Below are 25,593 nucleotides of genomic sequence, written 5' to 3'. Positions count from 1 at the left end.
TGAGACGGAAGATGGGACCGCTCTCAGCCCGGCGCGCCCGCGGTTCCTCAACGCGCAGCAGCGGCCCGCCGGTGGTCCCACAGGTCCGGCCAGAACACCCCGACCTCGGTGAGCATCGAACGCAGCAGCGGCAGGGACAGTCCGACCACCGAGTGGTAGTCCCCCTCAATGCCGGTGACGAAGGGCCCGCCCAGGCCGTCGACGGTGAAGGATCCCGCGACCTTGAGGGGCTCACCGGAGTCCACGTAGGCGTCGATCTCCGCGTCCGACATCTCCCCGAAGTGGACGATCGTGGAGGCCGAGGCTCCGACCTCCCCGGTGAGTGACCACGGGCCGGTGCCAGCGCCAGCACCAGTGCCTGTGTCGGCGCCGCCCACCTCCCCCGTGCCCGCACGTTCCAGGACGACCGCGAAGTGGCCGGTCCACAGGACAGCCGAGCGGTTGCGCATCTCCCGGATGCGTTCGCGTGCGACTTCGGGGCGGTGTGGCTTGCCGAGCATCCGCCCGTCGAGCTCCAGCATGGAGTCGCAGCCCACGACCACCAGACGCTCGACGCGCGGTCCGGTGGATGCCCCGGTGGGGGAGGTGGCGGGAGCTACGAGCGCGCCGAGCGACGCCCCGAGAGGACGGGTCGGCTCGCTGTCTGCCTGCGTGGGCAGCTCGAGGCGCCCGTCCTCCAGTCCCTCCGCCACGGCCCGGCACTTGGCGGTGGCCAGGGCGAGCACCTCGTCGGCAGGGGTGGTGGTGCCACCGCTGAATGCCCGGCCACCCGGCAGGGCGGCCAGCACAGCGAGCTCGTCGACATGGGAGACGATGACCTCCGGCGTGATCCCGGCGGCGACCAGGGTGGCCCTGCGCGCCGGGGACTTCGAGGCCAGGACCAGGCGCGTGGCGACGCCCCGACTCACGACAGCACGGCCTCGCGCAGGGTGGCCATGGGCAGGCTGCCCAGCCTGAGCGCTTTGGAGTGGAAGGCCTTCGCCGTCGCCTCCTGGCCGTGCCCGGGGGCCCAGTCCAGGTAGTCAGCGCGCAGTTGCTCCCAGAGCCGCTGGCCGACCTTGTAGGACGGTGCCTGTCCGGGCCACCCCAGGTACCGGTTGAGCTCGAAGTCCAGGAACCCGTCGGCCATGGCGACGTTGTCCTTGAGGAAGGACCACGCGAAGTCGCGGTCCCACACCCCGCCACCCCCGGGGCGCTCCTTGCCCAGGTGCACGCCGATGTCCAGGGCGACCCGTGCCGCACGCAGCCGCATGGAGTCCAGCAGACCCATGCGGTTGGCGGGCTCGTCCTGGTAGCCGAGCTCGGCCATGAGACCCTCGGCGTAGAGCGCCCAGCCCTCGCCGTGCCCCGAGTTCCACGAGGCCAGGCGCCGGTAGAGGTTCAGGGTCCCCGACTCCGCAATGGCCTGGGAGATCTGCAGGTGGTGACCGGGGACGCCCTCGTGGAAGACGGTGGTGCGCTCCTGCCACGTGTGGAAGGTCGTCTCCCCCTCGGGCACCGCCCACCACATGCGGCCCGGGCGTGAGAAGTCCTGGGAGGGCCCCGTGTAGTAGATGCCGCCGTCCTGGGAGGGCGCGATCATGCATTCGATGCGCCGCGCGGGGGCGGGGATGTCGAACTGGGTGCCATCGAGATCGGCGATGGCGTGGTCCGCGATGCCCTGCATCCACTCGCGCAGTTCCCCGGTGCCGTGGAGCTGCAGGGGGGGTTCGTCATTGAGGCGGTCCAGTGCCTCGCGCACGCTGGTGCCCGCGCCGTAGAGCTCGGTTGCGATGGCACGCTGCTGGGCGTCGATCTCGGCGAGCTGGGAGAGACCCCACTCATAGGTCTCGTCCAGGCCGACGACGGCCCCGATGGAGGCACGCGAGAAACGAGCGTAGCGCTCGCGGCCGATGCCGTCGCGGGTGGGCGCAGCGTCCAGGAGCTCCGCTGCGAGCATGTCGGCCAGCTTCCCGTAGGCGGTGGCGGCCTCGGCGGCGCCCGCGCGCAGGTCGCGCTCCAGTGCGGCATCCCCGTTGACGAGGGCGACCCCCTCCTCCGCCAGTTCGGCGAAGTAGTTGCCACTGTCTGCCAGGCCGCGCGACTGCTCGATGCCGATCCCGATCTGGCGGCGCGCGGCGATGCGGCCGTGGGAGGCGGCCAGACGCAGGGACTCCTGGTAGCCGGACAGGGCGGCGGGCACAGCGTGCAGGCGGCGGGCGACCTGGCCCCAGTCCTGCGCGGACTCCTTCTCCATGAGGTCGAAGCTCATGCGGATGTCCTGGATGGGGGAGGCGATGTTGTTGACGCTGCCCAGCCACTCGTCCGCCTCCTCCAGGTCGATCTCGGCGCCGAGGCTCTCGGTGATCGCGGAGGCGGTGATGCGGTCGACGTCGTCGGCAGGCGCGATCCGCTGCGCGTCCGTGACGAGGGCGCGGGCGAGGTCGAGCATCTCCTCCTGGCCGGCGGGGGAGTAGTCGGGCAGCGTTCCGGGATCTCCCGGCAGCCCCCAGTCCGTCGCGGCCAGTGGGTTGAGGCGGGCGACGTCGCGGACGTAGGAGTCGGCTCGCGCGTCGAGGTCGGAGGGGGTGCGGGAGATCTGTTCAGTCACGGGACCAGCCTAGATGCGTGTGGGAGCGGATGTACCGACGGGCGAGGGGCTGCGCAGGCTTTGCCCGCACGGTGGTGCCCACACGGCCTTGCCCCGACGGCCCCCTGCTCCCGTGGGCCTAGTCTGGTGCGGTGCGCCTCGGTCTGCTGGGTCTCGTGCTCATCCTGCTGGGCGGTCTCGCATGGACGACGGGCCTCCTGCCCACTCCCGAACTCCTTGGACTCGGGGAACGGGTCTGGCCGGTCCTGCTCTTCGCCCTCGCCGTCACCGTGGTGGCCGAGCTGGCCTCCAATGCCGGTGTCTTCGTGCAGGTCGCCTCCCGCGTGGCTCTCCTGGCGCGCGGGCGCACCGTTGTCCTGTGGCTGTTGGTGGTGGGGCTGGCGATCCTGTCGACGGCCTTCCTCTCCCTCGACACGACAGCGGTCCTCCTCACGCCCGTGGTCGTCCTCCTTGCCGTGCAGGCACGGGTGCGACCCCGCCCCTTCGCACTGACCACCGTGTGGCTGGCGAACACGGCTTCGCTGTGGTTGCCGGTCTCCAACCTGACGAACCTCCTGGCCATGCACCGACTCGGGGAGGGGGGCGTGCGCGGTTTCGTCGAAGTCATGTGGGTGCCCGCCCTCGTCGCCACGGTGGTGCCGGTGGTGCTCCTCTTCCTCCTCTTCCGTGGTCAGGTCTCAGGGGAGTTCGCGCCGAAGCCGCCTCCCGTGGCACCCGACCCCCTGCTGTTCCGCATCTGTGGGGCAACCATTGCGCTGCTCCTGCCGATGCTGGTCCTCATGGGTGGGGAACCGTGGATCCCCGCATGTGTGGCTGCGGTGGTGATCGTCGGGGTCTTCGCCTGGAGGCGTCCCAGTGCGCTGCGGTGGGGCGTCCTCCCCGTGCCCCTGATGCTCTTCGCGTCGGGTCTGTTCCTGGTCGTCGAGACGGCACACTCCTTGGGAACCACCACACCGCTGGGCGTGCTTGCCGGCGAGGGCGAGGGCCCAGTCGCGCTGCTGCGTCTGTCAGCGGTGGGGGCGCTGGGTGCCAATGGTGTGAACAACCTCCCCGCCTACCTCGCGCTCGAACCCCTGGCGGACTCACCTCTGCGTCTGGCCGCACTGCTCATCGGTGTCAACGCCGGTCCTCTGGTCACTCCCTGGGGGTCACTCGCGACGCTGTTGTGGCACCAGCGTCTCCAGGCAATGGGTGCGTCGATCTCCTGGCGGGCATTCATGCTCCTGGGCGTCGTGGCGGCCCCTCTCACGGTCGGTCTCGGAGCCGCCGGTCTCTGGCTCGCATCTCGGTGAAGGGTGGTTGACACCAGATCAGGATTCTTGTGTCCCCGCCATGAACATTGCCGATGCTGTCCGCTTCCGGTTGCGGGGGGCACTACTGTTGACAGGTGACGATCGACACAATCCATGTGGAAGATCACGTGAGTGACCACATCATCGACGCACCAGGAGGTGTGTGCCCAGTGACTCCGACCGACCCGTCGGGCCCGGTCCGCGGGGGTGCGGGACTGCCCGTCGTACCGGCAGAGGAGTCGGCTCCGCCCTCGCCGGAGGTGCCGTCGGCAGTGCCACCGGCAGCCGGACGATGGGTGTGGGCCCGCGAAGCACTCAGGGAGCAGAGAGTGTCTTCGGCAGGCCGGGAGACGAAGCGCCTGCCCCGTCAGACAGGATCCGCGGGCATCGACCACGAGGGAGTCGAACCGGAGTCGTCCCACGGGGCGAGAGGTCCGGTGGCAGACGGGGCCGGGAGCTCGCATGTCCGGGGTGGACACACCGCTCAGGGGCCCGAGGCAGGTCCGGGGACGGATGTCCGGCAGCGGAACGGACAGGAACCTCCCACGGGTTCCGGGGCGATCGCACCGGACGGGCGACACCTCGAAGCAGAGCCGTACGAGGTGCCCGAGGGTGCCCACGGGCAGGAAGGCCCCCGGTCACCTGAGTCGCCTGACCGGAGCGCCATCTCCCCCGACATCGACGTGAGGGTCGCCGGCTACCAGGATCTCCTCCTGGGGGGGCGCCCCTGCCTGACGGCACGGGAGTTGGCGGAGCGCACCGGCACACCACTGGGCCGCGTCGACGAGTTCTGGCTGGCGATGGGCTTCCGCACCGTCGGTCCCGACGAGCCTGCCTTCACGGTGAGTGATCTGGATGCCTACGGAGCTTGGAGCACACTGATCGACTCCGGCGCGATCGACCTGGCAACGGGGCGCTCACTGCTGCGCGCCCAGTCCCACATCTCCGACCGGCTGGCACTGTGGCAGGTGGAGGCACTGGTCGAGGATGTGGCGCGCAGGCAGGACCTGGACGACACCCAGGCGCGCCGGCATGTGCTGGAGAGCATGGGCGACCGCGTCGACTTCCTCGAACACGCTCTCGTCTACTCGTGGCGGCGCCAACTCGAGTCGCTGATCACCAGGGTGGACCACGAGGTGACACAGCGCGGACCGGACTCCGGGAAGCGGCGGTTCCCATTGACCCGCTCGCTCGGCTTCGTCGACATGGTCTCCTACACCTCGTCCTCGACCATCCTCGGCGGCAAGCTGGTGGGGTTGATCGAGCGTTTCGAGGACGCCTCACGCACCGCTGTCACCGCTGCCGGAGGCAGAGTCGTGAAGATGATCGGGGACGCCGTCCTCTTCATCGCGGACGACCTGACGACCGGGCTGCGTGTGGTCACCTCCCTCATCGAGGCCCTGGGAGCCGACGACCAGATCCTGCCGGTGCGAGCCTCCTTCGTGCGTGGCGACGTCTTCTCCCGTTCGGGGGACGTCTTCGGGCCCCCGGTGAACCTCGCGTCTCGCCTTGTGGACATCGCGCCGGAGGGTCGCATCCTCACCGACGCCACCACTGCTGCGGCGATCGCCGGCGGCAAGGGCGGCTCCGGCTACCACCTGGAGGACTTCCCGAGCGCAGAACTGCGCGGGTTCGGCACGGTTTCGCCCTACCTCCTCGCTCGGGATCTCGACTGAGGATGTTCGGCCTGTCGAAGGAGTCTGGGTCGAAATGCCCACCGACCGGGTGTTTCACCGACTGAAGTACCCTTTACTAGGTCAAGGAATGTGAAAGAAAAGCCCTTCCGGGTCTACCATGAGCTCGTGACTACTGTTCTGCTCGTCGAAGACGATCCCGCGATCTCCGAACCGCTCGCCCGCGCTCTCGGCCGTGAGGGCTACGAGGTGAGGGCCAGTGGCACCGGCCGTGGCGCACTCAGCGAGTTGGAGGGAGCCGACCTGGTCGTCCTCGACCTCGGCCTGCCTGACATCGACGGTCTGGACGTTGCGCGCGAGATCCGCAACCAGGGCAAGACCATCCCCATCCTCATCCTCACCGCCCGCACCGACGAGGTCGACATGGTCGTCGGTCTGGACGCGGGCGCGGATGACTACGTGACGAAGCCCTTCCGGTTGGCGGAACTGCTGGCACGTGTGCGCGCCCTCCTGCGCCGCACGGGCACCGAGGCCGGCGAGGGGGACCTCGTCGCCCAGGACGTGCGCGTCGACGTGGCGGCCCACCGCGCGTTCGTCGGTGAGCGTGAACTGCAGCTCACCGCCAAGGAGTTCGACCTGCTGCGCGTCCTGGTGCGTGAGGCGGGCAATGTGGTCGAGCGCGACGCGCTCATGCGTGAGGTGTGGGGCTCCGATCCCTCGGGTTCCACCAAGACCCTGGACATGCACGTGTCATGGTTGCGGCGCAAGCTGGGTGACGACGCGGCGGACCCGCGCTACATCACGACCGTGCGCGGCATGGGATTCAGGTTCGAGACCGGCAAGGACTGACACCCCCCGTCCCCGTGGTGTCACCGCACCCGATCGGGTCGCCGGGGCAGGCGGTCAGCTCCCTGTGGGGGTCGTGACCGGATCGGTCGGGGCGGAGAAGCGGGAGGAGGTCGACAGTGCGCAGGCGAGCTGTCCAGATGATCCTGACGGCCGTCACCGTGGTCGCCCTGCTCATGGGCATCCCCGGCGCCGTCATGGGGTCGACCATGGTGTGGAACTCCGAGCAGCGAGCCCTCGACACCCGGGCACTCTCGCTCGCGCGAGCGGTCGACCGCAGGGTGGCGGAGGGCCAGGAAGTGCCCCACAGCCTCGTGGAGGCCTGGGCCATCCCGCTGTCCTCCGACCAGGTGGAGGCGTGGACCCGGGTCTCCCTGGACGGGGGGGATGCGATCGTCGTGGGTGATCGGATCGACGGCCCCGTCCTCACAGGGGTGGTCACGACCGCCCTGGGGACGACCGTGCGCATGGAGATCCCCGCAACCCAGGCCATGCGCAAGGCCGGGCTGGTCGTCGGCGCGTTCCTGGGAGGCATGGTCGCCTCACTGGTGGTGGGCTGGGCGATGGCGAACAGGCTCTCGCGGAGGTTGTCCGCGCCGCTCATCTACCTGGCCGCCCAGGCCGAGCAGATCGGGTCGGGTCAGGTGCGTGCCCGCGTCAAGCCCTCCGGCATCGAGGAGATCGACCTGGTCCAGGACGAACTGGCGCGGACGGGGGAGCGCATGGCCGGCAGGTTGGCCGCCGAGCGCCAGTTCGCCGCGGACGCCTCCCACCAGCTGCGCACCCCCCTCACGGCGCTGTCCATGCGTCTGGAGGAGATCGAGATGATCTCCACCCAGGAGGAGGTCCAGCAGGAGGCCCAGCGCAGCCTGGAGCAGGTCGAGCGTCTCACGGGAGTGGTCTCCGAACTGCTCGACCCCTCCGCCCGCTCGGGGGGCCTGACCGAGGCGATCCACGTCGTCGAGGTCTTCATCACCGAGCGCGAGGAGTGGGAGGAGCAGTTCGAGAAGGCGGGACGTGAGCTGGTCTTCACCGACGAGGCCGAGCAGCCCGTCCTGGCCGACGGTGCGAAGCTCGCCCAGGTCCTGGCGACCCTCATCGAGAATTCCTTGCGCTACGGCGCGGGCACCACGCGGGTCGTGGCCCGGCGCTCCACGAACAAGCGGGGCGTGATGATCGACGTCTCCGACGAGGGGGACGGGGTGGACGAGGACCTGGCCCCCGACATCTTCGAGTACGGCGTCTCCGGCCACGGGTCGACCGGCATCGGACTGGCACTGGCGCGCGACCTCATGCAGGGCATGGGCGGGCGTCTCGAGCTCACCCAGCAGCGCCCACCCGTGTTCACCGCCTCCCTGGCTGCGATCCCGACGTCCCTGGATCCCGACCGGGTCATGCCGGAGGGGCCCCTGGTCTCCATGGGACGCCGCTCCCGCCGCTTCTGACCGCGAAGTCCGCTCAGTTCGACCCTCGAAGTCCGCTCAGTTCTGACCGTGAAGTCCGCTCAGTTCGACCCTCGAAGTCCGTCCCCGCGCCCCCGTCGCCCGGTGAAGACGAAGGCCCGGTAGCCGAGGTAACGCAGGATGGTCCCGAGCACCAGGCCCACCACATTGGCGGAGATGTTGTCGGCCAGCACCGATGTGAACCCCAGCAGGTGGTGTGAGATCCACAGGCATGCCAGTGGCGGCAGCATTCCCGCGACATTGACGAGGACGAACCCACCCAGCTCGCGGGAGGGGCTGTCGGTGGCGCGCGCGGAGAAGGTCCAGTGGCGGTTCACCACCCAGGAGAAGAGCGTCGCGACGGCGACGGACGCGATCTTGGCCGCCATGACGTGGCGGCCCTAGTGTCGCGTGTCGTTAGTTCCTCAATGGTTGGGTGTTTGAGAGAATTTGGTCATGGCGAATTCTCCGGCTCCGGCGTTGGTGCTTCTCGATGGCGATCGGGATGAGTTGGCGTCGTGGACGCGTTCCACGACAATTCGTGCCGGTCTGGCGTTGAGGGCTCGGATCGTGTTGCTCGCTGCGGATGGTGTCGCGAACGCGCGGATCGCTACCGAGGTGGGAACAACGACGACCTCGGTGTGGAAGTGGCGGAACCGGTATGTCGATGCTGGGCTCGCGGGGCTGGCCGATGCGCCGCGTTCTGGCAGGCCGAAGCACGTCGATGACGAACGAATCATCACCGCGACGCTTCAGGCGCCGCCGAAGAAGTACGGGGTGACGCACTGGTCCTCGCGGCTGCTGGCGACTCATCTGAAGATCGGGAACGCGACGGTCGCGCGGGCGTGGCGGAAGTATGGCGTGCAGCCCTGGCGGTCTGAGACGTTCAAGTTCTCCACCGACCCTGAGTTGGCCGGCAAGGTCACCGATGTCGTCGGCCTGTACTTGGCGCCGCCGGAGAACGCGATCGTGTTGTGTGTGGACGAGAAGAGCCAGATCCAGGCGTTGGATCGCACCGCCCCGATGCTGCCGATGCGCATCGGTGACGCGGAGAAACGCACCCATGACTACAAGCGGCATGGCACGACGACCTTGTTCGCGGCGTTGGAGATCGCGACAGGACAGGTCACCGGTGCGGTCAAGCCCAAGCACCGCAGGCAGGAGTTCCTCGCATTCCTGCGCCAACTCGATCGGGCCTACCCAGACCAGGAACTTCACCTGGTGATGGACAACTACGCCACCCACAAGACCCCCGAGGTCAAGGCGTGGCTGGAGAAGCACCCGCGCTTCCACGTGCATTTCACCCCAACGTCAGGGTCGTGGCTGAACCTCGTCGAGGTCTGGTTCGGGATCATCGATCGCCAAGCCATCCGCCGCGGCATCTTCACCAGCGTGAAAGACCTCAACGCGAAGATCCGCCAATTCATCACCGGCTGGAACAACCGCAAACACGCCTTCGTCTGGACCAAGACCGCCGACGAGATCCTCAAGAAAGCGAACCGTCAACCAACTTCAGAAACACGACACTAGGTGGCGGCCCGCACGATGTTGAACACGGCGAGGTCCACCACCCAGTTCATCCCACCGACGAGGAGGAACCGGAGGATCTCCGTCACCCGGGCCCGACGGGCAGGTGACATGGTGCGCACGCCCGGAAGTCGGTCGAGCAGCGGGGGACGTGGATCCACCCGGGCATGGTATCCCGCACGACTGGGCGGTGTTCCACCCGGGGCCGGGGGCGGGGTGGGTTTCCGTGGGCTGGTCCCGCTGGGCCGGGGCGGCATCCTTCGCGGTAGGTTGGGCGCGTGTCGGACACCAGAGGAACCCAAGCACCCGTGGTCGCCGTCGTGGGCGGGGGCCAGCTGGCCAGGATGATGCAGGAGAGTGCCATTGCGCTGGGGGTGCACCTCAGGGCACTCGTGGAGGCGCGGGACGGTTCGACCGGACAGGTGGTCGTGGACTCGAGCGTCGGGGAGGCCTCCGACGCCCCGGCCGTGGTGGACCTGTGCCGGGGCGCCGACGTCCTCACCTTCGAACACGAGCACGTCCCCCAGTCGGTCCTGGCGTCCCTGCCCCCGGACCTGCCCGTCAACCCCCCGGCCTCCGCGCTGCTCTACGCCCAGGACAAGCTCGCCATGCGCGAACGGCTGTCCGCCCTCGGCATTCCCTGCCCCCGGTGGGCGCGACTCGACACCCCCGCAGACCTGCACCGCTTCGGCGACGAGGTCGGTTGGCCCGTCATCGTCAAGACCCCCGTGGGTGGTTACGACGGCCACGGCGTGCGCGTGGTCCGCACCGCCTCGGACGTCGACGACTGGTTCGCCCACGGTGGCCCCCTGCTGGCGGAGGAGAAGGTCCCCTTCACCGGCGAGCTCGCCGCCCTGCTCGCCCGCCGCCCCTCCGGCGAGGTCCGCTCCTGGCCCGTCGCACGCACCATCCAGCGCCACGGCGTCTGCGCCGAGGTCGAGGCCCCCGCCCCGGGGCTCGCCCCGGGCGTCGCCGAGGAGGCCCGCGTGATCGGGGAGACCATCGCACGCGAGCTCGGGGTCACCGGAGTTCTGGCCGTCGAGATGTTCCTCGTGGAGGGACCCGGGGACGAGGGCGGCCAACGCATCCTCGTCAACGAGTTGGCCATGCGGCCCCACAACTCCGGGCACTGGACCATCGACGGCGCCGTCACCAGCCAGTTCGAGCAGCACCTGCGCGCCGTCCTCGACCTCCCGCTGGGTGACCCGAGTCCCCGGGCCCCGTGGTCCGTGATGGTCAACCTGCTGGGCAGCGAGCTGCCCGACCCGGCCTTGGGGCTGGGTGGTGCATTTGCCGCCTCACCCGACGCGCGTGTGCACCTCTACGGCAAGTCGGTCCGGCCGGGACGCAAGCTCGGCCATGTCACCGTGTGCGGTGATGACCTGGCCGCCGCGCGCGCCCAGGCTGAGGCGGCGGTGACGGCACTCCGCGGGGAGTGAGCTGGCGTCACCGGTGGCGGTCGCGTGCGCACTCGGCTGAACACACCAAGGTCGCGCAGACGACGGCGCCTGTCACCACGCTCGTTCCGCCGTGCGCGAGAGCGGGCCTGAGAACGGAGGACGCACCTGAGGCAATGTCGGGTCCCACGATCAGCTCCGCGACCAGTGCTCCCACGAGGATGACGGCCGCAGTGGTCCCCGTGACGAGTCCGGTCCGGGGCCACGAAGCACCCAGGAATGCGCCCGTCGTCGCCGCCAGTGAACTGGCGAGCATGCCCGCGTAGAGCTCGAACCGACCGGTGCTGTAGAACCAGTTGTAGGACCCCAGGCTGGCCCATGTGTAGAGGAGCAGGCCCAGTGGGACGCCGACCACGACGGCGAGCGGCCAGGACGTCCGCCTCCGTGATGCGGTGCGTCCGGGATGCGGTGCGTCTGGCAGTGGTACGTGAAGTCTTCGTGGGCATCATGACCCCCTCATCTCCATTGGTGGCGGACCTCCGCCTGCCCTGCACCGGCTGTGGATGTCCGGGGGCAGGAGTCGACTGCACCGTTGCCATGTCCGTCGCTGTGTCAACTCAGACCATCGAGGGCTCCGTGGGCTGCGGGCACGTTTGCCCCGGTGGACTCCGGAGACTTCCGGAGTCCACCGGCAGGAGAAGTACAGGTGGCGATGCCAGCGTCGGTCGGGACGGGCGGCAGGGGGCGTGCCATTCGACAGCCATCTGGGGGACAATGACGAGGGGCCGGGAATCTTGACTGACCGGCCCGGTTGGCGACGGGCCCAGGCCCGGGGAGGAACCCGTGGAGGACACAGCGATGGACCACACAGCGACACCCCCGCCGGTGGGGGACTCCCCCCTCCTCACCCCGACCGGTGAGCGCCCCGTGGTCGGCGTGGTCATGGGGTCGGACTCCGACTGGCCGACCATGCGCCCCGCCGTCGAGGCCCTCGCCGAGTTCGGGATCGACGCGGAGGTCGGCGTCATCTCGGCCCACCGCATGCCCGAGGACATGGTCACCTACGGGCGCTCGGCATCCGCGCGCGGGCTGCGGGTCCTCATCGCGGGCGCCGGGGGAGCGGCCCACCTGCCCGGCATGCTCGCCGCACTGACGGAACTGCCCGTGGTGGGGGTTCCCGTGCCGCTCAAGCACTTCGACGGCGTCGACTCGTTGCTCTCCATCGTCCAGATGCCCGCCGGTGTGCCGGTGGCCACCGTCTCGGTGGGGGGCGCACGCAATGCGGGCCTGCTCGCCGTGCGCATCCTCGCCGCGGGTGCGGACGAGGGCGCCGCCGCCCTGCGCTCACGGATGCGTGGGTTCCAGGCCGACCTCAGGGGAATGGCGATGGACAAGGGCGCAGCACTGGCCCGACGGGTGGAGGACGCCTCGCGCGCGGGAGGAGAGCCCGGCGCCTGACGCTGCGCCCCGGGGTCGGGCCCGCAAGCTCCGGCGACGGTCCGGCGACTCCGTACGCCGCAGACCGGCTCCGTGTCCGCAGGTACCGGGTCCGTCCTGCGACCCCGTCCGTCCGGACCTCTCCCCGTCCCCACCGCGACGTGCCCCGACGCCCACCCGACGGGCTATAGACTGGGGCCATGAGCATTCTCGTGAGCGGAGGCGCCGGCTACATCGGCGCACATGTCGTCCGGGTCCTCCAGCAACGCGGTGAGAAGGTCGTCGTCGCCGACGACCTCTCCTACGGGAAGGCATCGCGCATCGGGGACGCGAAGCTGGTCCAGGTCGACGTGTCCTCGGACGGGGCACGGCAGGTCCTCTCGGACACGATGGTCGACGAGGACGTCGCCGCCGTCATCCACTTCGCGGCCCGCAAGCAGGTCGGCGAGTCGGTGGAACGTCCCGCCTGGTACTACCAGCAGAACATCGGCGGCCTGGCCAACATGCTGCTGGCCATGGAGGACGCGGGTGTCGACCAGATGATCTTCTCCTCCTCGGCGGCCGTCTACGGCATGCCCCCGGTCGACGTCGTGTCCGAGGACGTGGAGAAGCACCCGATCAACCCCTACGGGGAGACGAAGCTGATCGGTGAGTGGATGATGGCCGACTGCGAACGCGCCTGGGGCCTGAAGTGGATCGGGCTGCGCTACTTCAACGTCGCGGGCGCCGGGTGGACCGACCTGGCCGACCCGGCCGTCCTCAACCTGGTCCCGATGCTGCTGGACCGCCTGGCGCGGGGGGACTCCGTGAAGATCTTCGGCACGGACTACCCGACACCGGACGGGACCTGCATCCGCGACTACATCCACGTCCTGGACCTCGCCGAGGCCCACGTGCACGCCCTGGACAAGCTCACGGGCAGTGCGCCCGGGCACCACGTCTTCAACGTCGGGACCGGCATCGGCACCTCGGTCCGCCAGATCATCGACGGTCTGCGCCGGGTCTCCGGCTGGGACTTCCCCGTCGAGGAGTTGCCCCGGCGTGCAGGTGACCCACCGGAGCTCATCGGGGACCCCCACAGGATCGCCGTCGACCTGGACTGGAAGGCGAACCTCGGTGTCGAGGAGATCCTCGAGTCCGCGTGGGAGGCCTGGCAGGCGGGTCCGCGCCACATCGACACCCCCACCGCCTGAGGGCTCGTCCCGACACGGGCACCAGTGGCTCGGGGACACCTGTCCCCGGCGCAGACCGGTGCTCGGTCAGAAACTCTGCTCCATGTCCGCCGGAGTCAGTGTCCCCTCGCGGACCTTCTGGAAGAAGTCGGGTGCCGTCTGGTCCTCGAGCAGGACCACGGAGCCGGCGGCCGTCCCGTACCCGAGGGACTCGATCGGCGGGGCACCGGTCAGTGAGGCGCCTCCGGCACTGCGGAACGCCAGGACGAGACGGGCGATGTCGATGACGTCCGAGTCCTCATCGACCGTCAGGGCGCCGGAGCCCGCCCGTTCCAGGCGGAACGCGGAGACGGGGTTGAGCAGCACGGAAGGCGACATCGCCGTGGAGACCGTCTTCTCCACCACCTGGCGTTGGCGTTGGGCCCGTCCGATGTCACCCAGGGGATCCGAGTAGCGCATGCGGGAGAAGGCCAGAGCGGTCGTGCCGTCGGCCTCGTGGCACCCCGACTGCCACACCAGGCCCGAGTAGGCATCGTTGACGTCCATGTCGAGGCAGAGTTCGACACCTCCGATGGCATCGACGATGTTGCCGACACCGCCCATGCCGATCTCGACGAAGTGGTCGACGTGCAGACCGGTCAGGGTCTCGACCGTCTCGACCAGCAGGGGCGCGCCACCGAAGGAGTAGGAGGCATTCAGCTTGTTCCACCCGTAACCGGGGATGTCGACATAGGTGTCACGCGGCAGGGACGTCGCGGAGGCCTGGCCGTTGGGCGCGACGTTGACGAGCATGATCGAGTCGGCGCGCTGGCCCTCGGTCCCGTCCTGGACGGCACCGTCGGCGCGGGAGTCGGAACCGGCCAGCAGGTAGGTGGTCCCGGGAGTGCCGGTACCGGAGGAGAGGGCATCGGTCCGGCCCAGGTTCCGGTTGGCGTCCCAGAGGAGGAACGCCGGCCACGCCAGGACCACGAGCAGGAGCAGGACCAGGAGACGCGGCCACCGCCGGCGCCTCCGCCGCCGCGGTCGCGCATCCCGCGGCGGAGTGGGGACGCCCGGACGGGTCACGGGGGTGGCGGGGCGCCAACCACTGGCCGCCTGACGGGGCGGGGTGGACTGCGTGAAAGCGCGGGGGGCAGCGGCCGCCGGTGCGCGTGGCGATGACGAGTGGGCGGATGCGCCGTGGCGGTCCTGACCGGTGGGAGCAGCCCAGGTGCCCTGCGCGTTCCGCGCGGGCGGGATGGAGGGAGGCATGGCGCGAGGGCCACCGGTGCTGCGCGGGGACTGGGTGCTCCCCGCCCCGGGGGTGTCACCGTCCGTGGGCATGCCCCTGGGTGGGAACGAGGGCGGCTGCCCGGAACCCGGCTCCGGGGCCCCACCACGCCTGACCTGCCACTGGCGGGCCGCATCCGGATCAGCGGTGCGGTCGGGGACCGCTTGGTCGGAGAACCCGCGCCTGCTCACCGACTCGCGCCTGACCGCCGCGCCCTCCTCGGACGCCGTCGTCCCGGACTCGGGGCCAATCGTCCTTGCTCCGGACTCGTCGGGACGCTCCCTCGACTCACCCGGGCGGAACGAGGGCGGCTGGCCCACCATCAGGACACCGGAACCCACACATCAGCGGGATCCACCGCCCGACCGGAGGCCTTGTCGTCGGCCGGGGGGCACTGCTCCTCGACGACCGACGGCTCCGGGGACGCCCCCTGGTCGGGTGTGACCGTCTCGGCAGGTGCCGGTTCAGTGGTGGACTGGTCCTCGGAGCCGGTCGCGCCGCTCTGGGCAGTGCTCGGCTCAGGGACGGTCCTCTCCGCACCGGTGCCATCGGTGTAGGTGATGCCCACGGGCAGGGCCCCGTCCGCTGCCAGGGCCGCCCAGAGGTCGGACGCCATCGGCTCGGTGGCGACCACACGGTTGGGGTCCCATGACGCGGCGCCCACCGGCATGGTGACGAACTGGATGTTCTCCTTGTCGATGTCGGCCACGGAGAGCAACAGGCCCGCATCGTTGTTGAGCCCGGAGAGGTTGGTCGAGGGCTGGACGGACTCCAGGGTCTGCTTGACGAAGCTGAGCAGGGCCGGCAGGTCGGTCACGAAGTTCTTCGAGAGCGCCTCCCGGAAGATCGCGGCCACTAGCTGCTGCTGGCGACCGATCCGGGAGATGTCCGACCCGTCGCCCAGCTCGTAGCGGGCGCGCGCGTAGGCGAGTGCCTGCGTCCCGTCGAGGCGTTGGCAACCGGCGGGAAGGTCGAGCTGCGCATAGGAGTCGGACACCGGCTCGTCCAGGTTGAACCAGACACCACCCAGGGCATTGATCATGCCCTGGAAGCCCTTGAAGTCGACCACGGCGAAGGCGTCGACAGTGAGCCCCGTGAGCTTCTCCGTGGTCGCCTTGGTGCAGGCGATGCCGGAGGCGACGTCGTACCCGTAGTTCGCCCCGATGGTGATCGCGGAGTTGAACTGACCGGTGGTGGCTCCCGAGACGCTGCCATCGGTCCGGGTGCAGGCGGGGATGTCGGTGATGAGGTCACGCGGGATGGACACGATCTGCACCCGTGAGCGGTCGGCGGAGACGTGCATGAGCATCGTGGTGTCGCCACGGATGCCCTCCACGTCACTGGTGGAGCCGTAGGCATCGGAGCCCTGGTCCTCACGCGAGTCGATGCCCACGATGAGGATGTTGAGGGCGTGTCCGGCGAAGGAGTCGGCCGGAGCCTCTTCCTCCTCCGTGGTGTCCTCGGAGCCGCTCTGCGCACCCAGTCCGGTGATGTCGATGGCGTTGCTGGAGATGGAGCCGGCGAGGTCCCGATAGACGAACCAGCCCGTCGAGCCGACGAAGAGCATCACGGAGAGCAGGGCAGCGAGGACGCCCCGCGCCGCGCCGAACCGGTAGGGATTCGTCGCTGCGTGGAGGACCGGGGCGAATGTGCCCCCGTTGTGTTCACTCATTGGGCTTGATCCTAGCGCCCGGTGCGGCATGTCTCCTGTCCGGTCACCCACAGCGCGCCTGTGGCTCAGCTGTGCGGGGCTCCCGGCGCGGTGGTGTCGCCCTCGTCCCCGGTGTCGAGGGGGCCGCGGGTGTCGTCCACGCCCGGGGTCCCCTCGCCCCCGAGGGACGGCGACGGCCGAGGTGGACCGGGCAGGCGCACCGTCTCCAGGGCGATGGCCCGGGCCAGGCCCGTCAGGCGTGCCTCATTGGCGGAGTCCCGCCTGTAGGCGGTCGCCACCTGTGCGAAGAAGGCCAGCACCAGGACATAGACCAACAGGTTGATCCCGCGGTCCACACCGAGCTGCCATGCGACGCGGTTGAGCAGACCCGGGAAGAGCACGGCGAACATGGCGAAGACGATCATGAGGATCATGCCGAGGCGCCGTAGCGCCAGGTGCCCCTGGGAGCGCACGGGGCGCATGAGGAACCACGCCACCACCAGCAGGCCCGCCAGGAGGACGATCTTGATCAGCCAGTAGCTGTCCATGTCAGCGCAGCACCAGCTCGACGAGGATGTTCACGGAGTTCAGGAGGGACTGCCCCTTCGATCGCGAGTAGTCGGTGTAGCGGATGTGGACGGGCATCTCCCTCCAGGTCATTCCCGTGGCCGCGAGCTGGTGGACGATCTGGGTGGCGTGCGCCATGCGGTTCTGGTCCAGGTGGATCCCGGACAGGGCATCGCGCCGGATGAGGCGCAACCCGTTGTGGGCATCCGTCAGTTTCATCCCGGTGCGCATCCGCGTCACCAGTGCCGCTGTGCGCAGGATGACGCGTCGGAGTCGGCCGACCTCGGTGGGGCCCTCGAGGAATCGCGATCCGAAGACGATGGCCAGGTCGTCGGCGCGCGCAGCGGCCACCATGGCCTCGGCATCCGTGGTGCGGTGCTGGCCGTCGGCGTCGAAGGTGAGGACGTAGCGGGCGTCGGTGTGGCGCAGGACGTAGTCGAAACCGGTCTGGAGCGCCGCGCCCTGCCCGAGGTTGAGGGGGTGGGTGGCCACGGCCGCGCCTGCGGCGAGCGCCAGGTCCCCGGACCCGTCCGCAGACCCGTCGTCCACACACAGGACGTGGGGGAAGGACCCGAGCAACTCGGTGAGGACGTCGGCGATGACGGTGGCCTCATTGTGCAGGGGCACCACCACCCACACGTCGTCACTGCTCGACATGGGCACCATTGTGGCATCACGCGCGCCGCGCACACGACCGAGACGGTGTGGGGCGGTGCCGGGATCGTAGGATTGCGGGAGCCGTGTGGATCGGAGGGCACATGCCACGGATTTCTGACTCGGCCGATGTCGCCGCCGGTGCGACCATCGGCGAGGGATCACAGGTCTGGCACCTCGCCCAGGTCCGCGAGGACGCGGTGCTGGGCCGGGGATGCGTCATCGGGCGGGGTGCCTACATCGGCACCGGGGTGAGGATGGGTGACCACTGCAAGGTGCAGAACTACGCCCTGGTCTACGAACCCGCCCGCCTGGGCGACGGCGTCTTCATCGGCCCCGCGGTGGTCCTCACCAATGACCACTCGCCCCGCGCCGTCAACCCCGACGGATCGCTCAAGTCCACCCAGGACTGGGAGCCCGTCGGTGTCACCATCGACGAGGGCGCCGCGATCGGAGCCAGGTCCGTGTGCGTGGCCCCGGTCCACGTCGGAGCTTGGGCCAGCGTCGCCGCAGGTGCCGTCGTCACCCGCGACGTCCCCGCATTCGCCCTCGTCGCCGGGGTCCCTGCGCGCCGCATCGGGTGGGTGGGGCGCGCAGGTGTCCGCCTGGAACCCGTCGAGGGGGAGCCCGACCTGCTGCGCTGTCCGCGCACCGGCGCCCTGTACCGCCTGAGCACACCCGACCACCTTGAGGAAGTCGATCCCGCATGACCCGTGAACTGATCCCCGCCGCCCACCCACTCATCGGAGAGGAGGAGGTGGCCGCGGTCTCCGCCGTTCTGCGCTCGGGCATGGTGGCCCAGGGCCCGCAGGTGGCAGCCTTCGAGGAGGAGTTCTCCGCGGCACTGGTCGACGGGGCCGAGGCAGTCGCCGTCAACTCCGGGACCTCCGCGCTGCACCTCGGGTTGCTGGCTTCGGGCATCGGGGTGGGGGACGAGGTGATCGTCCCCTCCTTCACCTTCGCCGCCACCGCGAACTCGGTGGCCATCACCGGGGCCAGCCCCGTCTTCGCCGACATCGATCCTGAGACCTTCTGCCTGGACCCGGACGCCGTCGAGGCGGCCATCACCCCGCGCACCCGCGCCGTCATGCCGGTGCACCTCTACGGGCACCCAGCTGCCATGGACCGGATCCTGGCAGTGGCCGAGCGCCACGGCCTGGCCGTCTTCGAGGACGCCGCCCAGGCACACGGCGCCGCCCTGGGGGGGACCAGGGTCGGCACCTTCGGCACCTTCGGGGCCTTCAGCCTCTACCCGACGAAGAACATGACCTCGGGTGAGGGCGGCATGGTCACCACCCGCATCCCGGAGGTGGCACGTCGGGTGCGGCTGCTGCGCAACCAGGGGATGGAGCGTCGCTACGCGAATGAACTGGTGGGACTGAACAACCGGATGACCGACATCCACGCCGCCATCGGACGGGTGCAGCTGGGCAAGGTTGCGGGGTGGACCGAGCAGCGCCGTGCCAATGCCGCCTTCCTGGACGCGCACCTGCAGGGTGTCGTGGTGCCGCCGGTGGCCGCGGGCGCCGAGCACGTCTACCACCAGTACACGATCCGCGTGCAGGGAGGCGAGCGGGACCGCTTCCAGCAGGCCCTGCGGGAGGAGTGGCAGATCGGGTCGGGCGTGTACTACCCCATCCCCAACCACCGCCTGCCCTCCCTGGAGCACTTCGCCCCCGGCCTGGACCTGCCCGAGACCGAGCGCGCCGCCCGCGAGGTCCTCTCCCTGCCCGTCCACCCTGCGCTCAGCAGCGCGGATCTGGAGCGCATCGTCGAGGGCGTCAATGCGTGTGCGAAGGCGGGTGCCTGAGATGGCGGACATCCGGGTGGGGGTCCTGGGCATCGGATCCATGGGACGCCACCACGTGCGCAACGTCCGTGCCACCGAGGGACTGGAACTGGCGGCGGTGGCGGATCCCGGGGGTGACCACTTCGGGGTGGCCGGTGACCTGGAGGTCCTGGCCGACGTGGAGGCGCTCATCGCTGCCGGGATCGATGCGGCCATCGTCGCGGTGCCCACCTCGTTCCACGAGGAGGCCGCCCTGGCGCTCGCGGGAGCGGGTGTGCACACCCTGGTGGAGAAGCCCCTGGCCATCGACGTGGCCACGGGGGAGCGCGTGGCTGCGGCCTTCGAACGGGCCGGCCTCGTGGGTGCCGTGGGATACGTGGAGCGCTGCAACCCGGCCCTGCTGGACATGCGCAGGCGGATCGCGGCCGGACAGCTCGGCGCCATCCACCAGATCGTCACCCGCCGTCAGTCACCCTTCCCGGCCCGCATCTCCGACGTGGGCGTGGTCAAGGACCTGGCGACCCACGACATCGACCTGACGGCGTGGGTGTCAGGATCCACCTACGCCTCGGTCTACGCCCAGACCGCGTACCGGTCGGGCCGCGCGCACGAGGACATGCTGGTCGCATCGGGACGCCTGGCCAACGGGGTCCTGGTCAACCACCTCGTCAACTGGCTGACCCCCTTCAAGGACCGCACGACCATCGTCACCGGTGAGCACGGCGCCCTGGTCGCGGACACCGCGATGGGGGACCTCACCTTCTTCGAGAACGGTCGCCTGCCCGTCCAGTGGGACCAGATCGCGGCATTCCGCGGAGTGTCGGAGGGGACGATGACCCGCTACGCCCTGGTCAAGCGTGAGCCGATCGCCGTGGAGCTGGAGCACTTCAGGGACGCGATCCTGGGGGTCGGGGCGGACCACGTGACCATGGCCGAGGCCGTGTCGACCCTGCGCGTGGTGGAGGCGGTGCTCGAATCGGCCCGGACGGGTGAGGTCATGCGGATGTGAGTCCCCACCCCCGCGCACGTCCGGCACGGTGCGGCGGTGCGACCGACTCCGGGAGGCCTGACAGCACAGGGGTTGGGCATCCGAGAGCTCCGGTGTTCCCGGTGCCGTCGTGGTGCACACTTGGACCACAGTCCAGCAGAACGGGAGGCAGAGTGTCCCAGCGCCCTCGTGTCGTCATCGCCACGCGGATCTACGCCCCCGAGGTCGCGGCCGCCGCCTTCCGGCTCACGGCAGTGGCGAGGTCGCTGGGGAGGGCCGGTGCCCAGGTCCGCGTGCTCACGTCACGACCTGCCGGCACCCGATCCGTCGAGGAGGAGTCAGGGCTGCGGGTCCTGCGGGCACGCACCCTGCGCGGCAGGGACGGCTACCTGCGCGGGTACGCGCAGTACCTGTCCTTCGACCTCCCCCTCTTCTTCCGGCTCCTGGAGATGCACCCGCGGCCCGATGTCATCGTCGCCGAGCCGCCGCCCACCACCGGGGCCGTGGTGCGCGTCGTCGCCGCGCTGCGGCACGTGCCCTATGTCCACTACGCCGCCGACGTCTGGTCGGACGCCGCGGTGTCCATGGATGTGCCCCGTCCGGTCGTGGCCGGTCTGCGCATGGTCGAGCGCTTCGTCCTGCGAGGTGCCTCCCGCGTCATCGCCGTCAGTGACGGGGTCGCCCAGCGGGTCCGGGAGCTCGGTGCGCGCGATGTGCGGGTGGTGCCCAACGGCATCGACACGGAGGTCTTCGCACCGCAGGGGGGCACCCACCGGGAGGACCCCGCGACCTCCCCCGACACCCCACCGCCCCCGGGATCCTCGGAGCAGATGCCCGAGCACTTCCTCGTCTACGCCGGCACCGCCTCGGAGTGGCAGGGAGCGGGGGTCTTCGTCGACGCATTCCGCGAACTTGGGGCCACCCACCCGCACCTGCACCTGGTGTTCATGGGCCAGGGGACAGCTCTTCCCTCGATCTGGGACCGTGCCGGGGGCGACCCCCGGATCCACTTCATCGGTCAGCGGCCGGCGGTGGAAGCCGCGCGGTGGCAGGCGGCGGCCGAGGTCGCCCTCGTGTCCGTCGTCCCGGGCAAGGGGTACGACTTCGCCTACCCCACCAAGGTGCTGGCCGCGCTGGCCTGCGGGACACCGGTGGTCTTCGCCGGGGTCGGACCTGTCGTGGAGGACATCACCGGTGCCGACCTCGGTGCCGTGGCCGACCATGAGCCGGGCGCGGTGGCCGAGGCGATCCGGGACGTGCTGGATCGTCCCCGGGACCGCGGGCACCTGCGCGCCTGGGTCCTGGAGCACCGCTCGTTGGACACCACCGGGCGCAGGGCGGCCGAGATCGTGCTGGGTGCCCTCACGGGGTCACGCTGACACGTGCCCCGGGGCGCTCAGAGGTCCTGCCGGAGTGCCTGCACGACGCGGTCGGCGGCGTGTCCGTCCCCGTAGGGGGTGGCCTCCGTGTCCTGTGGCCGCGGTCGTGAGGCGGCAGCGACGAGGGCGGGGCCGGGTTCCGCCAGGACGTTCCATCCCAGCCCAACGGTCTCCACCCACTCGGTGGAGGGTCGTACCGTGGTCGTGGGGATCCGCAGCAGGAAGGCCTCCTTCTGCAGTCCACCCGAGTCGGTGATGACGCCACGGGAACGCATGACGGAGGCCACCAGCTCGCGGTAGCCCACCGGGGGATGGGAGAGGACCGCCCCTCCTCCCAGTTCGAGGCCGAACTCGGAGCAGCGGGCCACCAGACGTGGATGGGCCAGGAGCACCACGGGATGGCCCACCCGGCGCAGGGACTCCAGCACGGCCGCCAGACGCCGGGGGTCGTCCGTGTTCTCCGCCCGGTGGATGGTGGCAACGGTGTAGGAGCCGTCCTCCAGGCCGAGTTCCGCAGCGATCGGGGAGGGGGTGCCCAGCTCCAGGATCCGGTCACGCACCGCCATGAGCACGTCCGTCATGACGTCGCCCACCACGACGGTCCTGCCCGACAGGCCCTCGTCGGCCAGGTGTGCGGCCGCGACCGAGGTGGGTGCCAGCAGCAGGTCGGCCGCGTGGTCGGTGAGGACACGGTTCACCTCCTCGGGCATGCGTCGCTCGAAGGAACGCAGCCCCGCCTCCAGGTGCGCGAGCGGCAGGTGGAGCTTGGCGGCACACACAGCCGCCGCCAGCGTGGAGTTGGTGTCCCCGTAGACCAGTACCCAGTCGGGTTCCAGCCCCGGAAGGACATCGTCCAGGGCCGCCATCATGGCGCCCGTCTGGTGCCCGTGGGAGCCCGAACCGACTCCCAGGTGGATGTCGGGGGAGGGGATGTCGAGTTCGTCGAAGAAGACGTCGGAGAGCATGGGGTCGTAGTGCTGTCCCGTGTGGATGATGACGTGGTCGAGGTCGGCACGGGCGAAGGCGTGGGAGATGGGGGCGAGCTTGACGAACTGCGGGCGGGCACCCACGACCGAGACGATGCGCATGACGGTAGTCTACGGACAGGCGAACGAGGCCCGGAGCGGGCGCGACGAGGGGGAACTGTGTCCTCACACGGTGTTGCGCGCAGGGTCCCCGTGACCATCCCGCTCGGTGGGAGGGCGCTGGCCCTCGTCCACGTCCTGGCCAACCGTGGGCACACGCGGGCCGCTCGTACCCTGGCGCAGATCCTCACCGGGGGCACCCGCGGGCTCACCGCGGCCCGGGCCGCCGTGCTGCGCGAGACCCTCGACCTGGGGCACCGGGGGCTCCCCCGGACGTCGACGGTTGCGGGAGGTGGCTGGGCCGCTGCGCTGGGGGCGCTCCTGTCCGAACTGGACAACGGACTCGCGGCGTCGGGTGGCGCTGCCTCCGCGCCGGACCTGGTGGGTGCGACGGTGGAGGCCCTCACCCTCGCCTTCCACCCCCGCCTCCAGCAGGGGAGACGGACCTCGCCCCTCGTCGCCGATCCGCAGGGGTTCGGAGCGCTCCTGGAGGGGCATGCGGTCCTGGACCTCCTGCGGGCACGCACCACGCCCCAGGGGACGGGCACCGACACCGACATCGACACCGACGCTGTCCGTGGGCCGTCCCGGCCCGCGGAGGTCACCACGGACGGTGTCCCGGGCCGTTCACACGCCCACTCCCGCACGCCCACCGCGGACGCACCCCTGCGCCTCCTGGTGCTCACCGACACCAACCTCACGTTCATGCCGGGGCTCCTGCGGCACTGGGAGGCCCGGGAGGACGTCGACCTGCGGGTGCGTGACCTGCGGGCGGAGGGCGCCGACGCGAGGTGGTGGTCCCTGCGGGCCACGGTCGGGGACCGGCTGACAGGCACCGTGCCCGCAGCGCCGCAGTCCCTGGGCGACGACCTCCGCCGGGCGGAGGTCGTGTGGGTCGAGTGGGGCGGGGCGCTGGCCGCACGGCTCTCCGCCGCAGACCTTCCCGACACGCGAGTCATCGTGCGACTGCACCGCTACGAGGCCTTCACCATGTACCCGCAGGTGACCCACTGGGAGGGCGTCGACGACCTGGTGGTCGTCTCGGGAGCCATCGGGCGGCTGCTCGAGTCCTCCGTGCCGGACATCGGGCGCCGCACCAGGGTCCATGTCATCGGCAATGTCGTCGACCTGCACCGCAACGTCCTCCCCAAGCGTCCCGCGGCCGCCCGCACCCTGGCCCTCATCGGCTGGGACCGGCCCATGAAGGACCCCGACTGGGCGTTGGACGTGCTGGAGTGCCTGCTGGCCCAGGACCCCTCCTGGCGGCTGCTGCTGGTGGGTGCGGCCCCCACGGGTGGGGACGGTGCCGCGGAACGCACCTGGGTGCAGGCCCTGACCATGCGGGTGGCGGGGTTCGGGGACTCAGTGGTCTCCCTGGGGCAACGTGGCGACATCCCCGAGGTCCTGCGCGACGTCTCGGTGGTCCTCTCCTCCTCGCTGGTGGAGAGCGCCCACCTGGCCCTGCAGGAGGGGGTGGCCTCCGGCTGCCTGCCGGTGGTGCGCGACTGGCCGGGGATCGCGGCCTTCGGTGGGCCCTCGGACATCTATCCCCGGGACTGGGTGGTCACGACCCCCGAGCAGGCGGCCCGGCGCATCCTCGAGGCCGCACACGCCCCGGAGGTCGGCCGGTTCGGACCGGCCGACAGCACGTGGGCACGGACCGCCTCACGGTGGGTCCTGGAGCACCTGGACGCCTCCACCACGCTGCCCCTGGTCGACGACCTCATCGGAGGTGGAGGGTCGTGACCGGTCCCCGGGCCCCCCGCTCCGGCGCAGCCGCCCCGCAGGTCGAGGTCGTCATCCCCGTCCACCGTGTGGAACGTCCCATCGAGCGCGCCGTCGCCTCCGTGCTGGATCCGGCACGCGGGGTGCATCCCATCGTCGTGTGCCACAACATGCCCGCAGCCGCCCTGGGTGAGCGACTGACCCGGTTCGGGGAGGCGGTGCGGGTCCTGGAACTCCACGACGGTGTCCCCTCCCCGGCAGGCCCGTTGAACATGGGACTCGACGCCGCCCGTGCGCCCTGGGTGACGTGCATGGGGTCCGACGACCACGAGGAGCCGGGCGCCACGGGCGCCTGGACCGAGCACCTGCGCGCCCGCCCCGTCGATGCGCTCATCCTGCCCGTGCGCCGCGCGGCAACCGGGCGCGTCGACATCCCCCCGGTGCGACCCGGGAGGCTGCGTGACCTGGACCCGGTGCGCGACCGCCTCTGTCACCGCACCGGCCCACTGGCCCTGGTGCGCACCCAGCTGCTGCGCTCCCGCGGGATCCGCATGACCGAGGGCCTGCGCACGGGGGAGGACCTGGCCTGGTCCACCCACGTGTGGATGGCTGCCCGCCGCATCGACCTGCTGGAGCCGGGCTCCCCGTGCTACGTCGAGGACCAGTCGGGTCCCCGCGTCACCGCCACACCCTTCCCCCTCGTCGAGCTCCTGGAACCCGCACGCAGGCTGGCAGGTGAGGCCTGGGTGCACGACCTCACCCCCGCCCGGCGCCACGCCCTGGCGGTGAGGGTGGTGCGCGAGTCGCTCCTGCGTGCACTCCGCACCCGTGCCACCGACATCGACGAGGGCGGGGCGCAGCGCGCCCACGAGGTCGCCACGGCCTGGCGGGCGTTGGATCCCGGTGTGGCCAGGCCCCTGTCCCTGAGCGAGACCCGCGCCCTGGGGGTGCTGCTGCGCACACCCGACGTGGTCGCCGTCTCCCGTGCCGCACAGGCCCTGGACTCCGGGAACCGCCTGGCCAGGATCCTCCCGCCCTCGCCCATGGGACTGTGTGACCCGGAGGCCCGGCTCCGGCACCTCGCCTCCCGACTGCTGCGACCGGGCCCCTGGCGTGGGTGACGGTAGATTGGTGCGGTGCGGGAGCGG

General features: G+C 70.5%; 24 protein-coding genes. 14 read left to right on the top strand and 10 right to left on the bottom strand.

Annotated features, from left to right (window positions below; translation table 11 throughout):
• Positions 1-47 precede the first annotated feature (47 nt).
• Together BQ9890_RS02030 and BQ9890_RS02025 are read right to left on the bottom strand one after the other, a co-directional pair.
• Entirely contained in the window at positions 48-908 is an 861-nt protein-coding gene (locus BQ9890_RS02030) for a Maf family protein (protein WP_075888954.1), read from the bottom strand.
• The gene (locus tag BQ9890_RS02025) at positions 905-2,590 is read right to left on the bottom strand and encodes a DUF885 domain-containing protein (RefSeq protein WP_075888952.1); all 1,686 of its coding nucleotides are present in this window, start codon (positions 2,588-2,590) and stop codon (positions 905-907) included. The genes BQ9890_RS02030 and BQ9890_RS02025 overlap by 4 nt, the downstream gene beginning before the upstream one ends.
• A gap of 131 nt (positions 2,591-2,721) precedes the next feature.
• On the opposite strand from BQ9890_RS02025, the gene BQ9890_RS02020 reads away from it, so the two are divergent.
• From BQ9890_RS02020 to BQ9890_RS02005, 4 genes are all read left to right on the top strand, one after another.
• Positions 2,722-3,882 carry an SLC13 family permease gene (locus tag BQ9890_RS02020; protein WP_075888950.1) on the top strand — a complete coding sequence of 387 codons (1,161 nt, stop codon included), beginning with the start codon at positions 2,722-2,724 and terminating at the stop codon, positions 3,880-3,882.
• Positions 3,883-4,565: 683 nt separating this feature from the next.
• Positions 4,566-5,558, top strand: a complete 993-nt coding sequence (locus BQ9890_RS02015) for an adenylate/guanylate cyclase domain-containing protein (protein WP_230297776.1) — start codon at positions 4,566-4,568, stop codon at positions 5,556-5,558.
• 126 nt (positions 5,559-5,684) lie between these two features.
• Positions 5,685-6,365 (top strand): response regulator transcription factor, encoded by a 681-nt coding sequence (locus BQ9890_RS02010; RefSeq protein ID WP_075888948.1) that lies wholly within the window; start codon positions 5,685-5,687, stop codon positions 6,363-6,365.
• Between the two features lie 116 nt (positions 6,366-6,481).
• A complete protein-coding gene (locus BQ9890_RS02005; RefSeq protein WP_075888946.1) occupies positions 6,482-7,807 on the top strand; it encodes an ATP-binding protein in 1,326 nt (441 codons plus the stop codon).
• Between the two features lie 59 nt (positions 7,808-7,866).
• Here the strand turns inward: BQ9890_RS02005 and BQ9890_RS02000 are convergent, their stop codons facing one another.
• Positions 7,867-8,193 (bottom strand): GtrA family protein, encoded by a 327-nt coding sequence (locus BQ9890_RS02000; RefSeq protein WP_075888944.1) that lies wholly within the window; start codon positions 8,191-8,193, stop codon positions 7,867-7,869.
• Between the two features lie 67 nt (positions 8,194-8,260).
• Here BQ9890_RS02000 and BQ9890_RS01995 point away from each other — a divergent pair, with 67 nt between their 5' ends.
• A complete protein-coding gene (locus BQ9890_RS01995) occupies positions 8,261-9,334 on the top strand; it encodes an IS630 family transposase (protein ID WP_078062127.1) in 1,074 nt (357 codons plus the stop codon).
• Here BQ9890_RS01995 and BQ9890_RS15590 read toward each other — a convergent pair.
• On the bottom strand, positions 9,331-9,492 hold the full coding sequence (locus tag BQ9890_RS15590; RefSeq protein ID WP_154671895.1) for a GtrA domain-containing protein: 162 nt from the start codon (positions 9,490-9,492) through the stop codon (positions 9,331-9,333). The genes BQ9890_RS01995 and BQ9890_RS15590 overlap by 4 nt on opposite strands.
• 117 nt (positions 9,493-9,609) lie before the next feature.
• On the opposite strand from BQ9890_RS15590, the gene BQ9890_RS01990 reads away from it, so the two are divergent.
• Positions 9,610-10,770, top strand: a complete 1,161-nt coding sequence (locus BQ9890_RS01990) for a 5-(carboxyamino)imidazole ribonucleotide synthase (protein ID WP_075888942.1) — start codon at positions 9,610-9,612, stop codon at positions 10,768-10,770.
• 7 nt (positions 10,771-10,777) lie between these two features.
• Here BQ9890_RS01990 and BQ9890_RS01985 read toward each other — a convergent pair whose 3' ends face one another.
• Positions 10,778-11,143 carry a hypothetical protein gene (locus BQ9890_RS01985; RefSeq protein ID WP_075888940.1) on the bottom strand — a complete coding sequence of 122 codons (366 nt, stop codon included), beginning with the start codon at positions 11,141-11,143 and terminating at the stop codon, positions 10,778-10,780.
• A gap of 443 nt (positions 11,144-11,586) precedes the next feature.
• Here BQ9890_RS01985 and purE point away from each other — a divergent pair, with 443 nt between their 5' ends.
• Both purE and galE read left to right on the top strand, forming a co-directional pair.
• On the top strand, positions 11,587-12,186 hold the full coding sequence (gene purE, locus BQ9890_RS01980) for a 5-(carboxyamino)imidazole ribonucleotide mutase (RefSeq protein ID WP_075888938.1): 600 nt from the start codon (positions 11,587-11,589) through the stop codon (positions 12,184-12,186).
• A 179-nt stretch (positions 12,187-12,365) separates the two neighbouring features.
• Positions 12,366-13,358 (top strand): UDP-glucose 4-epimerase GalE, encoded by a 993-nt coding sequence (gene galE / locus BQ9890_RS01975; protein ID WP_075888936.1) that lies wholly within the window; start codon positions 12,366-12,368, stop codon positions 13,356-13,358.
• Between the two features lie 66 nt (positions 13,359-13,424).
• On the opposite strand, the gene BQ9890_RS14660 is transcribed toward galE, so the two are convergent.
• From BQ9890_RS14660 to BQ9890_RS01955, 4 genes are all read right to left on the bottom strand, one after another.
• Positions 13,425-14,306 (bottom strand): LCP family protein, encoded by an 882-nt coding sequence (locus BQ9890_RS14660; protein WP_075888934.1) that lies wholly within the window; start codon positions 14,304-14,306, stop codon positions 13,425-13,427.
• A gap of 623 nt (positions 14,307-14,929) precedes the next feature.
• Positions 14,930-16,279 carry an LCP family protein gene (locus BQ9890_RS01965; protein WP_075888932.1) on the bottom strand — a complete coding sequence of 450 codons (1,350 nt, stop codon included), beginning with the start codon at positions 16,277-16,279 and terminating at the stop codon, positions 14,930-14,932.
• 65 nt (positions 16,280-16,344) lie between these two features.
• Positions 16,345-16,806 (bottom strand): DUF2304 domain-containing protein, encoded by a 462-nt coding sequence (locus tag BQ9890_RS01960; protein ID WP_075888930.1) that lies wholly within the window; start codon positions 16,804-16,806, stop codon positions 16,345-16,347.
• A 1-nt stretch (position 16,807) separates the two neighbouring features.
• Positions 16,808-17,482: a glycosyltransferase family 2 protein gene (locus tag BQ9890_RS01955; RefSeq protein ID WP_078062172.1), complete on the bottom strand. Its 675-nt coding sequence runs from the start codon at positions 17,480-17,482 to the stop codon at positions 16,808-16,810.
• Between the two features lie 101 nt (positions 17,483-17,583).
• Here BQ9890_RS01955 and BQ9890_RS01950 point away from each other — a divergent pair, with 101 nt between their 5' ends.
• The 4 genes from BQ9890_RS01950 (at position 17,584) to BQ9890_RS01935 (ending at position 21,635) form a co-directional block, all read left to right on the top strand.
• Entirely contained in the window at positions 17,584-18,189 is a 606-nt protein-coding gene (locus BQ9890_RS01950) for an acyltransferase (protein ID WP_075892577.1), read from the top strand.
• Positions 18,186-19,289 carry a DegT/DnrJ/EryC1/StrS family aminotransferase gene (locus BQ9890_RS01945; protein ID WP_075888926.1) on the top strand — a complete coding sequence of 368 codons (1,104 nt, stop codon included), beginning with the start codon at positions 18,186-18,188 and terminating at the stop codon, positions 19,287-19,289. The genes BQ9890_RS01950 and BQ9890_RS01945 overlap by 4 nt, the downstream gene beginning before the upstream one ends.
• A gap of 1 nt (position 19,290) precedes the next feature.
• Entirely contained in the window at positions 19,291-20,277 is a 987-nt protein-coding gene (locus tag BQ9890_RS01940; RefSeq protein WP_230297774.1) for a Gfo/Idh/MocA family protein, read from the top strand.
• Positions 20,278-20,429: 152 nt separating this feature from the next.
• On the top strand, positions 20,430-21,635 hold the full coding sequence (locus tag BQ9890_RS01935) for a glycosyltransferase family 4 protein (protein WP_075888922.1): 1,206 nt from the start codon (positions 20,430-20,432) through the stop codon (positions 21,633-21,635).
• A gap of 17 nt (positions 21,636-21,652) precedes the next feature.
• Here BQ9890_RS01935 and wecB read toward each other — a convergent pair whose 3' ends face one another.
• Positions 21,653-22,723, bottom strand: a complete 1,071-nt coding sequence (gene wecB, locus BQ9890_RS01930) for a non-hydrolyzing UDP-N-acetylglucosamine 2-epimerase (protein ID WP_075888920.1) — start codon at positions 22,721-22,723, stop codon at positions 21,653-21,655.
• A 90-nt stretch (positions 22,724-22,813) separates the two neighbouring features.
• On the opposite strand from wecB, the gene BQ9890_RS01925 reads away from it, so the two are divergent.
• Positions 22,814-24,466 (top strand): glycosyltransferase, encoded by a 1,653-nt coding sequence (locus tag BQ9890_RS01925; protein WP_075888918.1) that lies wholly within the window; start codon positions 22,814-22,816, stop codon positions 24,464-24,466.
• Complete coding sequence (locus BQ9890_RS01920) at positions 24,463-25,566, top strand: glycosyltransferase family A protein (protein WP_075888916.1); 1,104 nt, start codon at positions 24,463-24,465, stop codon at positions 25,564-25,566. Before BQ9890_RS01925 ends, BQ9890_RS01920 begins: the two co-directional genes overlap by 4 nt.
• The last annotated feature ends 27 nt before the right edge of the window (positions 25,567-25,593 follow it).

The sequence above is a fragment of the Actinomyces provencensis genome (assembly GCF_900155435.1).
Lineage (GTDB): Bacteria > Actinomycetota > Actinomycetes > Actinomycetales > Actinomycetaceae > Pauljensenia > Pauljensenia provencensis.
The sequence above is the reverse complement of the archived record's forward strand: the minus strand, read 5'-3'. Positions and strand labels throughout refer to the sequence as shown.

Bases quoted from the DNA above. Each gene is read 5' to 3' on its own strand.
- purE (WP_075888938.1), top strand. From the start codon at position 11,587: ATGGACCACACAGCGACACCCCCGCCGGTGGGGGACTCCCCCCTCCTC.
- galE (WP_075888936.1), top strand. From the start codon at position 12,366: ATGAGCATTCTCGTGAGCGGAGGCGCCGGCTACATCGGCGCACATGTC.
- BQ9890_RS01945 (WP_075888926.1), top strand. From the start codon at position 18,186: ATGACCCGTGAACTGATCCCCGCCGCCCACCCACTCATCGGAGAGGAG.
- BQ9890_RS01955 (WP_078062172.1), bottom strand. From the start codon at position 17,482: ATGTCGAGCAGTGACGACGTGTGGGTGGTGGTGCCCCTGCACAATGAG.
- BQ9890_RS01995 (WP_078062127.1), top strand. From the start codon at position 8,261: ATGGCGAATTCTCCGGCTCCGGCGTTGGTGCTTCTCGATGGCGATCGG.
- BQ9890_RS01950 (WP_075892577.1), top strand. From the start codon at position 17,584: ATGCCACGGATTTCTGACTCGGCCGATGTCGCCGCCGGTGCGACCATC.
- wecB (WP_075888920.1), bottom strand. From the start codon at position 22,723: ATGCGCATCGTCTCGGTCGTGGGTGCCCGCCCGCAGTTCGTCAAGCTC.
- BQ9890_RS02000 (WP_075888944.1), bottom strand. From the start codon at position 8,193: ATGGCGGCCAAGATCGCGTCCGTCGCCGTCGCGACGCTCTTCTCCTGG.
- BQ9890_RS01965 (WP_075888932.1), bottom strand. From the start codon at position 16,279: ATGAGTGAACACAACGGGGGCACATTCGCCCCGGTCCTCCACGCAGCG.
- BQ9890_RS01940 (WP_230297774.1), top strand. From the start codon at position 19,291: ATGGCGGACATCCGGGTGGGGGTCCTGGGCATCGGATCCATGGGACGC.
- BQ9890_RS01960 (WP_075888930.1), bottom strand. From the start codon at position 16,806: ATGGACAGCTACTGGCTGATCAAGATCGTCCTCCTGGCGGGCCTGCTG.